9 protein-coding genes are annotated in these 11,848 nt (G+C 65.4%); 3 read left to right on the forward strand and 6 right to left on the reverse strand.

Annotated features, from left to right (window positions below):
- Positions 1-20: 20 nt before the first annotated feature.
- The gene (locus VK92_RS24045) at positions 21-1,205 is read right to left on the reverse strand and encodes a WG repeat-containing protein (protein ID WP_165589097.1); all 1,185 of its coding nucleotides are present in this window, start codon (positions 1,203-1,205) and stop codon (positions 21-23) included.
- 32 nt (positions 1,206-1,237) lie between these two features.
- On the opposite strand from VK92_RS24045, the gene VK92_RS24050 reads away from it, so the two are divergent.
- Together VK92_RS24050 and VK92_RS24055 are read left to right on the forward strand one after the other, a co-directional pair.
- Complete coding sequence (locus VK92_RS24050) at positions 1,238-1,534, forward strand: hypothetical protein (RefSeq protein ID WP_053077829.1); 297 nt, start codon at positions 1,238-1,240, stop codon at positions 1,532-1,534.
- A 24-nt stretch (positions 1,535-1,558) separates the two neighbouring features.
- A complete protein-coding gene (locus tag VK92_RS24055) occupies positions 1,559-2,098 on the forward strand; it encodes a DUF4303 domain-containing protein (RefSeq protein WP_048027229.1) in 540 nt (179 codons plus the stop codon).
- A 204-nt stretch (positions 2,099-2,302) separates the two neighbouring features.
- Here VK92_RS24055 and VK92_RS24060 read toward each other — a convergent pair whose 3' ends face one another.
- The 5 genes from VK92_RS24060 to VK92_RS24075 form a co-directional block, all read right to left on the reverse strand.
- Positions 2,303-4,633, reverse strand: coding sequence for a putative bifunctional diguanylate cyclase/phosphodiesterase (locus tag VK92_RS24060; protein WP_048027230.1), 2,331 nt, complete (start codon positions 4,631-4,633; stop codon positions 2,303-2,305).
- A 53-nt stretch (positions 4,634-4,686) separates the two neighbouring features.
- The gene (locus VK92_RS24065; protein WP_048027232.1) at positions 4,687-6,789 is read right to left on the reverse strand and encodes a putative bifunctional diguanylate cyclase/phosphodiesterase; all 2,103 of its coding nucleotides are present in this window, start codon (positions 6,787-6,789) and stop codon (positions 4,687-4,689) included.
- A 571-nt stretch (positions 6,790-7,360) separates the two neighbouring features.
- Complete coding sequence (locus tag VK92_RS24070) at positions 7,361-9,058, reverse strand: M4 family metallopeptidase (protein WP_048027233.1); 1,698 nt, start codon at positions 9,056-9,058, stop codon at positions 7,361-7,363.
- A 337-nt stretch (positions 9,059-9,395) separates the two neighbouring features.
- Entirely contained in the window at positions 9,396-9,599 is a 204-nt protein-coding gene (locus tag VK92_RS42005) for a hypothetical protein (RefSeq protein WP_131723223.1), read from the reverse strand.
- A gap of 98 nt (positions 9,600-9,697) precedes the next feature.
- Positions 9,698-10,912, reverse strand: a complete 1,215-nt coding sequence (locus tag VK92_RS24075; RefSeq protein WP_231616476.1) for an MFS transporter — start codon at positions 10,910-10,912, stop codon at positions 9,698-9,700.
- Positions 10,913-11,314: 402 nt separating this feature from the next.
- Between VK92_RS24075 and VK92_RS24080 the strand changes: the two genes are divergently transcribed.
- Entirely contained in the window at positions 11,315-11,845 is a 531-nt protein-coding gene (locus tag VK92_RS24080; RefSeq protein WP_048027235.1) for a toxin, read from the forward strand.
- Positions 11,846-11,848 lie beyond the last annotated feature (3 nt).

Raw genomic sequence — 11,848 nt, forward strand, 5'->3', positions numbered from 1 at the left:
ATCGTAGCCGCCCCGCTGAATCAGGTGCGAACCTGCACGCCATCCTCATCGAACACGGTGATCGCACCTGTATCCGCGTGCGTCACTTCATAGTGAAACACCGTACCTTCCTCGCCCTGTTCGACCTCGTATGCCCGGATCTGATCGTCCGGCAGTGTCCCGAGCCTCGCGAAGCGACACGTAAAGATGTCCGGCACGTCGTTGCCTGGACGCGTCGCAACGATCCGGCCGATCGAGTCGTCGATTGATTCGTACTCGGCCGGCAGACGCCATTGCGCGGAGGCATCGAGCACGCCCCATCGCTCGTTTTCGCAGGCGGCCCAGCACCTGCTGCGGGAATGTTGCAGCACGGCCAACGCCGCATAACGGCACGGGATCACCTGTACCCCGTTGCGATCCACCACACCGAACTTGCCGTCGTGCAGCACCCGCGCATATTCCCCGCGCCAGAACGCCCATACGCGCTCGTACTGCACCGGTGTAATCTCTTTACCCTGGCTGTCGATATGTCCATAGCGGTCGCCTTGTCGGACGACGGCAACTTCCATCCATGTATCGAAGCCGATCTCGTCGTAGCGAGGCGGCACCAGTATCTCGCCCGTGATCGCCATGACGCCCATCTGCCCGTCTTGCTCGAACACTTCGACCTGTTCGTAGTAAATCGACGTCAACGGCTCCCACCCGTAGTCGTAGTGATCCTGGTTGATCAGTTCGCGAAAGCTGGTGACTTCCTCTTCCGCCAGGCCCTCGCACTGGTCGAGTACGGCGGGATCGTCGGTCTCGATCGCGCGCTCGATCGTCGCGTTGTCGCGCTCGATGCGTGCCAGCAGCGCCCGGGCCAGTTCGACGTGCGGCTCCGCCGACAGGTTGAACACGTCCCAGCCGTTCAGGTGAAAGTAGCGGTGAACCGCGCGATTGCCGAGGAATGCAAGTATCTTGCGCTTGGCTTCCCGGAAGGCGTCGAGATCGTCGATCAGGCGGTCGGCGTGACGCTCAAGGAACGCATACAACCTGGCCATCAGCACCTTGCCGCCTTCCGCTTCGGCATATATTCCATCGTCATTGCCGGTGTCGTTGCAACGATTACGCGCAAGGAATGGCGCCACCGCCAGCAGCGGACTCAACACGGTCGGGAAGTCATAGTTCCACTCCACCATGTTCAGGCATGGCGTGTCGGCCGGGCCGATGTCTTGCAGATTGAACATGTACATTCGATGCGCCATCGAAGTTCCTTGTGATGAGTGATGTGTTGGCGTTCAGCGTCGCGGTTGCTTATGATAGCGGCTCGCCAGTTCGACGATTGCATCGGCTGGCAAGCTCCAGACAAGAAGTCCTGGATCTCGCCCGGTCACTCAATGGTGACATCGACCTCGCGACGGTAGTCTACGAAGTGGTCGGTCCAGGCTACAAGAAGTGGATCCGCGAAAAGGTGCCTGCAATGGATGATCCCGCACCGATCGACTGCCTCCACGCCTCCGCGCTGACGAAACGGCTTCGCACCACCCTGATGCGTTTCCCCAGCCAAACCCGGTAACGATACGACGAGGTTGAGGACAGCATGCATCCAAATTTCGCGAGCGAAATTGCCGACGCGGCGCGAGTGACATATCGAGCGCTTATCGCGGCGCATCCATACGAACATTTTTATGCGTTCGCCCTCTACACCGACAGTGGTGCCATGACGGTCGTGCCCGCCGCCAATTCCGACGAAGGGCTGAAGCGGATCCGCGAACGGATGGAGGTCGCCGACGACGAGAAAGCGCCGGAGTTCACATGGGCAACCGCCGAGTGGGCGTATGAATCCGCCGAGGCCGATTCATTCAATCCGCTCTGTAAAAAGCTGGCCGATACGGTACTCGGTTCGACCATTCCCGAAACGAGGTTCGACGCGTTTTTCAAGGCACTCCAACGGGACATGATCGAGGCACTCAGACAGCTCGATCAAGAAGGGTTGTTCGGCACCGGCGCAGAGCGCGAGAAGATCACGCTGTTCGTCACGATCAGTGATGACAACGGGGCCGAGGAACTGGAGAACCGATCTGCCAAAGTCCTGAACCCGCCGGCCGTCTTTGATCGTTTTATCAATCGCTACGAATAGCAGCGGAACAGCGAGTGCGAGACGTGCGCGCGCGCGGGTCTGATCTTCGCGACAGACAGCCGCCCGGCATGCCAGCGCCTGCGCTCGTTACGAGGCGGCGCGTCAAGCAACGCCACGGGTTCGTCGACGCGAAACGATCCGATAATCGACCGGTGACCGGTGACCGCAGCTACCCTCACGCGATCACCCGGTTGCAGCCGCCCCTCACGCCCGCCTGCCCGTAGCCTGCGCCGCCAACGCGGCCCGCTCGATCCAGCGGATGGCCGGCGCATCGTGCTCGCCCGGCGCAGGCCTGCCGATCAGGAAGCCCTGCACCTCGCGGCAGCCGGCATCGGTGATGCACGCCAGTTGCTCCTCCGTCTCGACGCCTTCCGCGACGGTCGTCACGCCGAGACGCTTGCCGAGATCGGCCACCGCGCACACGACGGCCGCGCAGTCGGGTCGCGAGATCGCATCGCGCACGAAGCTGCCGTCGATCTTGATCTTGTCGAACGGAAACGCGCGCAGATGCGCGAGCGACGAGAAGCCCGTGCCGAAATCGTCGAGGGCGACGCGCACGCCCATCGAACGCAGCGCGCGCAGGTCCGCGATCGCCTTGCCCTCGTCATGCAGCAGCGCGGTTTCCGTCACCTCGATTTCCAGCCGGTCTGGCGTGAGGCCGGCGCCGGCCAGCGCCGCCGCGAAGGCCGGCACGATCGTGCCGTGGCCGAGCTGCGCCGCCGACACGTTGACGGCGACACGCGCGCCGTCCGGCCAGCGCGCCGCCTCTCTGCATGCATGGTCGAGCACGAAGCGGCCGAGCCGGTCGATCAGGCCGCCGCGCTCGGCCATCGGAATGAAGTAGCCCGGCGAAATCCAGCCGGAGCGCGGATGATGCCAGCGCAGCAGGGCCTCGCGCGTCGTCACCCGGCGAGTCCGGACATCGACGATCGGCTGGTAGAACACGTACAGCCCCTGGTTCTCGTCCAGCGCGACGCGCAGCTTCGATTCGAGCGCGATCCGCTCCTGCGCGCGCGTTTCCATGTCCGGCGAGAACATCCGGTACGTCCCCTTCCCGGCTTTCTTCGCCGCATAGAGCGCCATGTCAGCGCGTGACAGCAGCACGCCGGCGTCGTTGCCGTGATGCGGCGCCAGCACGCAGCCGATCGACGCGCCGATGCGGAACTGCCGCTCGGGCGACGGCGCATAGGGCGCGACGAGCGTGTCGACGAGCCGCGCGGCCGCGCCCATCGCGCCGTCCGCGTCGGTGTCGCGCAGCAGCACCGCGAACTCGTCGCCGCCGATGCGCCCGAGCATCATCCCCGGCTCGGGACACTGCCCGCGAAGGCGTTCCGCGACCTGGCGCAGCACCTCGTCGCCCGCCGAATGCCCGCACGCGTCGTTGATCAGCTTGAAGCCGTCGAGGTCGATGAAGAGCAGCCCGAGCGTCTTGTCGGAGCGGCGCAGGCTCGCGTCGAATTCGGCGAGGAAGGTCGCGCGGTTCGGCAGGCCGGTGAGCGAATCGTGATGCGCGAGCTGGTGGATGCGCGCTTCCGCCTCGGCCTGCTGCGTGACGATCGACCACGACAGCATCGGGCCGATATAGCGCCCCTCGGCATCGCGCCCCGCCGAGACCTGGAAGTCGAGCACTTCCGGCCCGAGCCGCACGCGGCCGCGATGCGGCAGGTTCGCCGGATCGGCGAGCAGGCGGCGCTGGTGCTGCGGGTGCGGATGGAAGAAGTCGATCGACGCGCCGAGCGCATCGTCCGCGCGGATCGGCAGCAAATGTTCGATCGAGCGCAGCAGGTTTCGCGACGCCGTGTTCAGGTAGTTGATGCGGAACGTCTCCGGGTCGGCCGTCATCACGGCCAGCGGCATGTCGTCGATCATCCGCATCAGCCGCGTCTGCGCCTGCTCGCGCATCCGCGATTCGGCCTGCGCGTCGACGGTGCGCACGAAACCCCGGTAGTTGACCGAGATGACGGCGATCAGCGCGGCCGACACGAACGCCATGTTGACCGCGGTGGCGACGAGCGTCGGCTGGCCCGTCGAGAGGAAGAACGCGATGAACGCGGCGTTGACGATCACGGCCACGATCAGCGCGGCCGTGCGCAGGTACATCAGGCTGAAGATGCAGCCGATCACCGTGATCGCCATGTAAAACGCGACCTGGGCCTTTTGCCACGCGTCGCCGTACGGGAACAGCAGCAGCGCCCAGAGGGTGAACGTCACCGCGATCGGGATCACCAGCCAGTTCGTCATCGTGAGCGCACGCGACACGGTGTCCGGCGTCGGCTCCACCAGCCGGGCGCGGCGCCAGTGCAGCAGCCGCGCGAGCGACACGAGCGTCATCGCGGCCGGCATCGCGACCGATAGCCACCACGGCGTGCTGCGCAGGTGCGTGACGGCGAGGCTCCAGGTGCTCGGGATGAGGATCAGGTACATCACCGGGAGCTGGCCGGCGAATACCCGGAATTGCGCCGCGAGCAGGTCCGGGTTCCGGGCCGGCGCCGCGATGCTTGCCAGTCTGACCATCCGTGCGTAGTGGGTTTTCATGTGAGCCTGCCTGCTGCAACCCGCGTTCGGATTGCCGTATCCGGCGTCGTCGGTTACCGGCGCGGGCCCGGATCCAGCTCGGCCGTGACGGCCGATCCGGACGCGGGAACCGTCGCGCTGGCGCGGTTGCTGCCGGTCAGCGCGATCTGCCCGCTGCCGACAATCTCGTTGAGTGGTGCGGGCCTGCCGAGCAGGAAGCCCTGCGCTTCGTCGCAGCCTTCGTCGGCCAGCAGCACGAGCTGGTCGCGCGTCTCGATGCCTTCGGCCAGGATCGGAATGCCCAGGCTCTTCCCGAGCGCGAGCACGGCGCGGATGATCGCGCGATCCTGCGGTTTCGCTTCCGCGTCCGCGACGAACGACTGGTCGAGCTTGATGCGGTCGAACGGGAACGAGCGCAGCGTGTCGAGCGACGAATAGCCGGTACCGAAATCGTCGAGCGCGATGCTCACGCCCAGCGCCTTGATCTGCCGCAGCGTGTCCAGTGCGCGCTCGCGGCCGGCGAAGATCGTCGATTCGGTCAGCTCCAGCTGCAGGCGCGACGCCGGCAGGCCGGTTGCCTCGAGCACGTCCGCCACGAGCGCCGTCAGGTCCGCGTGCATGAACTGCACGGCCGATACGTTCACCGCGACCGTATAGGGCGGCTCCCACGTGGCCGCCCGCGCGCATGCCTCGCGCAGCACCCATGCGCCGATCTCCAGGATCACGCCGTTCTCCTCGGCGAGCGGAATGAACTCGGTGGGCGGGATCGTGCCGAGCGTCGCATGCTGCCAGCGCAGCAGCGCCTCGTAGCCGCGGATCTCGCCGGTCGTCAGCGAGGTCTGCACCTGGTAGTGGATGCTCAGCTGGTTGTCGGCCACCGCGCGGCGCAGGTCGGCCGCGAGGCTGCGGCGCGCGCGGACGATCAGGTCCATCGCCGGCTCGTAGAAGCAGATCGATTGCGCGACGCTGCCCTTGGCACGGTACATCGCGAGGTCCGCGTTGTTGATGAGGATCGCCTTGGTGGCGGCGTCGTCCGGGTAGATGGCCACGCCGAAGCTCGCGCCCGGCACGACCTCGTAGTCGTCCAGCCTGACCGGCTTGTAGAGCGCCGGCTCGAGCCGTTCGAGCAGATCCATCAGGCGGGTGTCGCCGCCCATCCGGCAGAGTGCCGCGAATTCGTCGCCGCCGATGCGGGCGACGAATTCGCCTTCGCGCAGCACGTTCGACATGCGCCGCGCGAGGATGCGCAGCACCTCGTCGCCGGCGTGATGGCCGCGCAGGTCGTTGATTTCCTTGAAGCGGTTCAGGTCGATGCCGATCAGCGCGAGCTTCGTGCCCTGCTCTTGCGCCAGCGCGATTTCGAGGTCCAGCCGCTCGTTGAAGCTCGCCCGGTTCGGCAGGCCGGTCAGCATGTCGCTCAGTGCCAGCCGGCGCAGGTGCTCGAGCGATTCGGCCCGTACATTGCTGTCGATCACGTAGCTCACGAGCCCCGTGCAGACGATCACGAGCGACGTACCCGCGACCGCCAGCGCGAGCGGACGCAGCGTGTTCACGTCGGTCCACGCGCCGTCGAGCGTCAGCGGCGTGATGCGCAGCGCGGACATCCCGGTGAAATGCAGCGCGAGGATCGCGAGCGACAGCACGCCGGCCATCTGGTTGACCGCGTGCGGCGACGGCCGCAGCGCGAGGTGCAGCGCGAGCGCCGCGAGGGTCATCGCCAGCAGCACCGACGCGACCAGGTAGCCGATGTCCCACGACACGATGCCCTCGACCCGCCACGCAAGCATGCCGGTGTAATGCATCAGCACGATCGCGACGCCGACGATCGCGCCGCCGAGCGCGGGCGCGATCCTGACGATGCGGCAGGTCGTCAGCGCGAAGCCGATCGTGCTGCCGCCGACCGCGATGAGCAGCGACACGAGCGTGAGCGGCAGGTCGAATTGCACGGGCGCGCCGGCATCGAAGCCGAGCATCGCGATGAAGTGCGTGCACCAGATCGCCACGCCGGCCGAAATGGCCGTCAGCACCTGCCAGCCGAGCCGCTGCATGCCGGAGGTGTTCACCGTGCGCTGGAACAGGCGCGCGGTGACCCACGAACCGGCCCCGCACAACAGCGCGGCAAGCAGGACCAGCCAGTGATTGTGCCGATAAACGATGCACCCTAAAACTGTCGCCAAAACCTTTCTTCCCCTATCCGTCGCATGCGTGGATGCCGTTCCCGATCGAAACCGCGGGGCGATGCCGCTTCGATCAGGCGCGCCTTCCGGATATCGGCATGCGATGAATAAACTGAACGCCGCGCGGCGGCACGCAAACGATTGCCCGGAAGAAATTTTTTCTGGAAAAAGTGCCGGAACCAGACGGGGCGGGATATCGAAGGATCGGCCGATGGTTTGCCGATCGACCGCCGGGTGTGGGCGATGGGTGATACGGCTGGATTCCGCCGCGCTTCACCGTCGGGTTTCTTCCGGGTTCGTCACGGACGGCCCGGGAACGCAGCGCGGTGATCGAGGAAGGTGCGGCAGGTGCAACCATGTCGGCACGCCGTGCCGAAGAACGCGGGATATGCGGCTGGCGGGACAACAACCGGATTCCTAGGATCGACCGCCCGCAATTGCAGGCGGTCGATCGACACGCGTGCGTCATTTGCCCGGGCGTCGCGTGGCCTCGATCGGCTCTCCGTTCTCCGACACGAAATGCCGCCACGCGATCGATCCCCGGGCATTCAACGCACTGGCCCACACGCCATCAATTCACCCCGACCGCGCTCCACGCGCGAGCGACCGTCGCGCTTTCGGCCGAATTCGCGCCGTACAGGTCGTTCGCCGCCTGGATCGATGCACGCCGCGCGTTCGGATAGCTGGAGTTCGCGTTCAGATACACGGTCAGCGTCCGATACCAGATCTTGCCGGCTTTCTCGCGGCCCAGCCCGCTGAAGGTCGTGTCGCCGTTGCAGACCAGTTTCGCCTTCGTCAGGCCGGTATCGGTCGACGGCACCGTCGGGCCTTCCGCCAGCAGGTAGAACAGGCGGTTGCCGACGCCCGACGTGAAATGCGGATCGTGGCGCGGATTCGACCACGAGAATCCGCCGGACGGGTAACAGCTGAACGACCGGCCGTCGAGATCCTGCTTGTACATCTTGCGCAGGCCGCCGCTCACCACGCGCGCACCGATCACGTAGTTGCCGGGATCGTTCGGGTTGTTCGCGTAGTACTTGACGAGCGTGCCGAAAATGTCGGAAGTCGCTTCGTTCAGCCCACCCGCGTCGCCCGAATAGTTCAGGTTGGCCGTGGCCTCGGTCACGCCGTGGCTCATCTCGTGTCCGGCCACGTCGACCGACACGACCGGCTTCGGCAGGCTCGTGCCCGGCTGGCCGTCGCCGTACACCATGATGTGCGACGGCATCCATGCCGCGTTCGCGCCGGTCGTGCCGCTGCCGGTGTCGAACACCACGTGCGCGAAACTCTTCACGCCGCGCCCGTCGTTGAAGATGCCGTTGCGGTTGTGCGTCGTTTTGTAGTAGTCCCAAGTTAATGCCAGACCGTAATCGATGTCGGCGGCGACGGTCTGCCGGTCAGTGGTCGCGTTGTTGCCCCACACGTTCGTGCTGCTCGTGAAGATCGGCAGGTCGGTCGCCTGCTCGACGTCCTCCGCGATCAGTCCGCGGCCGTCGTACACGGAGCCGCCGCCGCGATTCGGATCGAGCATCCGGTACGCGTTCGTGCCGGTCTGGTCGGTGGTCAGCGTCAGGTTGCCGTAGTACAGCGAGCGGCCGGTGCCGGTCGCGGCGGCGGTCTTGATCAGGTCCTGCGCATCGAGCACGGCGCCCGTGCGTGCGTCGACGTAGTACAGCACCGCATCGCCGTGCACGTCGTTCGACTTGCCGTATACGCGCACCGCATAGGCCAGCGTCGGCGTGACGTCGCGTGCGAACACCACGAGCTCCGCGTCGTCGACGCGGCGCACGTCCGAGTTGAAACGCGCGGTCGCGATGCGCTTGACCCGGGCGTTGCCGATGTCGGGCGCGTTGCGTATCACGGAGCGGTTTCCGACCTTGCCGATCGTGCCGGCGAGATTGATCGGCGCGAGCTGGGTCACGCTCGCCTGCTTCAACTGCCCCTTGCTCAAATGGACGACCACGTCACCGCCGATCACGGGCAGGCCCGCGTAGAAGCGGTCGAAACGCACGTGCTCGGTGCCGTCGGGATCGACGATCACGTCGCGCACCTCGAATTGATCGCCGTCCGTCGGCGCACTCGCCTGCGGCCCTGCGAACTTCAACGTGCGTGCTGCGCCGCCAGCGGCCAGACTGAAGGCGGACGGGTTCTGCTGGATCAGTTGCAGTGCCTTGTCGACCGTGGCCGACTGGTCGCCGGCCTGGGCAAAAGCACTGAGACTCGCGACGGTAATCGCGGTGATGGACAGCAGGCGAGACAGTTTCTTCATGTAATCCCCCGGTTATGTATGGGTGATGTTCGAGGAATGCATCAAGTACAGACTTTGATCCAGGACATGTCACGAACTGCAGAGGGATGCTAGGAGGTCATTTTTATAATTACAAGATATTTTCTGACAGGTTAATAACTTCTTTCGGCGATGTTAATCGAGTCATGATTTGGTTATAAATCTGAAATGATCGCGTCGGTTGCGATGCCGGTTTCGGCAACGCGGCATCGGCGGAATGCGCGCGCCGAGCCCGCCGTTATTGGGGAAAGGCAGTGCATGGGTCGGGCGGACAGAAGATGTGAAGCTCGAGGTAACGCGGCAGATGCTGTTTGATTTATTAAATATTGATTTTGATTATTGCCATTCCAGGCACTCCGCCTGACTTTTTAATGCTTTGCCGATTCTCGCCCTTGATGACACTGCCTTTTAATTCGTAGTAAAAGCGTCGCAAACGACGCGCGAGAACATGTTTTCTACGAATCATTTGTTTGAGCGGCACGGCACAGCCGGCAGCATGAGCACGCCACACTGCCTCTCGCATCGCCCTGTCCGCGCAGCGTGACGCGGACGCACGGCCGCACACCGCGGATTTCGCGCGAGAAGCATACGGCCGATGAACCATCCTGCGACGCCGGCCGCCTATCTGCCCCGCACCTTGACCCGCACCACCAGCCACGTCAGCGCCCCCAGCACGAATACGGCGAGCGTCCACGTGCCGCCATGGTGCTGCAGCACCGCGGCCGTCGCGGCGATGCCCGCCAGTCCCTGCTGCAGGAAACCGCACAAGGCCATCGCATGCGCGCCATGTTCATGCGCATCGCTGACGGCGGTCGCCATGCTGTTCGGAAACAGCACCGCCTGGCCGAAGATCGCCAGGCAATACAGCGCGATGAAGATCCACAGCCCGGTGAAATGGGTCAGCAGGCCGCTCAACCACGACACCAGCATCAACGTGGTTGCGAACGCAAGCAACGCGGCGCCGGCATGCATCAGCCGGACGCCGCCGAGCCGCCTGACGAGACGGTTGACCAGCATCGCCCCGCTGAAATAGGCCACGCCGAGCAGCAGGCCGATACTGCCGAAGCTCGTCACGGCCAGCTGGAAATGCTCCTGGAACACGAACGGGCTCACCTCCTGCAAGGTGACGGTCGTCGCGAACCCCAACCCGCCCGCGCAGGCTGGCCACAGGAAGCCCGGGCGCCGCAGCAGGAGCCAGTAAGTACCGGCCAGGCCCGACGGTTTGGCGGCACGGCTTCCCGCCTTCAACGGCAACGTGTAAGACAGCCCGATCGCCAGCGCGGCGACGACGGCCATCAGCACGAAACCCGTTTGCCAATGACTGTATCGGCCGATGAGCCCGCCGATGAACTGGCCACCGCCCAGGGCCGTGATGAAGGCGATCGACAACACGGAGAGGCGTCGCGCCAGTTCGTCGCCGCGCCAGTTGTCGCGGACGACGATTCGGGCGATGATCGCCGCGCCGCCGCCGCCGATGCCCTGGATGGCGCGCAACACGAGCAGCGCCGGTGCGGCCGTGCAGCCGGCGAGCAGCAGGCTGCTGCCGATGAACAGCAGCAGCGAAATCAGCAGCGGGCCGCGCCGGCCCCAGCGTTCCGCGGCAGCGCCCCAGAATGGCACCGGCAGCGCTGCACCGATCACATAGGCCGAGATGGATAACTCGGCGCCGCCTTGCGTCATCTTCAACTCGCGCATGACGACAGGCAGCGACGGCAGGTACACCGTCGTCGCCATTTGCGCCATGAATACGACCAGGCACGCCAGCGCCATCAGGGGAGCGGCCGACGCCGCAGGTTCGCACGGCGCACCGGCGGCAAGAACGGGTTTGTCGCTCATGCCAGCCCTCGATCCGATCGGGACGCGCATCCGGTCGTTGCCCATTCGGGCGCACATGACGGGCGCCCGTCGCGGGCGCTATCCGCGTACATGCGCGTCTGAAATCCGGGTTCGGTCGCCATCGCTTCTCTCACGGTTTTTTTTTGGGGTTTGCCGCGGTCGTGTGCGGCAAGACTGAAGCGGCTGATTGTACAAAGGTGCGGGAAACGAGTGGTAGACGCCGAATTCAAATGACCGTCGGGGAGCGGCGAGGGGCTCCTTGCGCCGCCCGCCGCGACAATGCAGGACGTGTGGTGCGGCAAGCCGGGCCATGGCCGGTACTCAATGACGAACCGCCGTCGAGCGACCGCTTCGCGCATGAGGCACAATAGCCGCCTTCAACATTCAACCGCGATCAAACCCATGCGCTTCGTCGTCGTCGGAACCAGCGGGGCGGGGAAATCCACCTTTTCCAGCGCACTGGCGAAAGCAGCGGGCTGCCCGTACATCGAGCTGGATCGACTCTACTGGGGCCCCGACTGGACAGCCGTGCCGCCGGAACAGTTCGAGCGCGCCGTGCGGGCCGCAACGGCCGGCGACCGATGGGTCGCCGACGGGAACTACGGCGCCGTGCGCGACGTGCTCTGGTCCAGAGCCACCCACGTGATCTGGCTCAACTTCGGGCGGCGGACGGTGTTCTCCCGGGTGCTCTGGCGCACGTTGAGCCGCGGGCTCATGCGCACCGAGCTTTCGCACGGCAACCGCGAGTCTCTGCGGATGGCATTTTCGCGAGAGTCGGTGCTGCTGTGGTCGTACACCACGTTCGCCAGGAATCGTGTCAAGTTCGCCGGCCTGCGCGACGACCCGAAATACGCGCATCTGCACTGGACGGAGATCACGCGGCCTTCGCGCACCCGCGCGGTCATCGACATGCTGGCTCGCGCCGGCCGTTGAGCG

This window comes from Burkholderia sp. LK4 (genome assembly GCF_001043615.1).
Lineage (GTDB): Bacteria > Pseudomonadota > Gammaproteobacteria > Burkholderiales > Burkholderiaceae > Burkholderia > Burkholderia cepacia.

Coding starts and splice junctions, on each gene's coding strand:
- VK92_RS24075 (WP_231616476.1), bottom strand. CDS start 10,912: ATGAGCGACAAACCCGTTCTTGCCGCCGGTGCGCCGTGCGAACCTGCG.
- VK92_RS24055 (WP_048027229.1), top strand. CDS start 1,559: ATGCATCCAAATTTCGCGAGCGAAATTGCCGACGCGGCGCGAGTGACA.
- VK92_RS24045 (WP_165589097.1), bottom strand. CDS start 1,205: ATGTTCAATCTGCAAGACATCGGCCCGGCCGACACGCCATGCCTGAAC.
- VK92_RS42005 (WP_131723223.1), bottom strand. CDS start 9,599: ATGCGAGAGGCAGTGTGGCGTGCTCATGCTGCCGGCTGTGCCGTGCCG.
- VK92_RS24060 (WP_048027230.1), bottom strand. CDS start 4,633: ATGAAAACCCACTACGCACGGATGGTCAGACTGGCAAGCATCGCGGCG.
- VK92_RS24070 (WP_048027233.1), bottom strand. CDS start 9,058: ATGAAGAAACTGTCTCGCCTGCTGTCCATCACCGCGATTACCGTCGCG.
- VK92_RS24050 (WP_053077829.1), top strand. CDS start 1,238: ATGAGTGATGTGTTGGCGTTCAGCGTCGCGGTTGCTTATGATAGCGGC.
- VK92_RS24080 (WP_048027235.1), top strand. CDS start 11,315: ATGCGCTTCGTCGTCGTCGGAACCAGCGGGGCGGGGAAATCCACCTTT.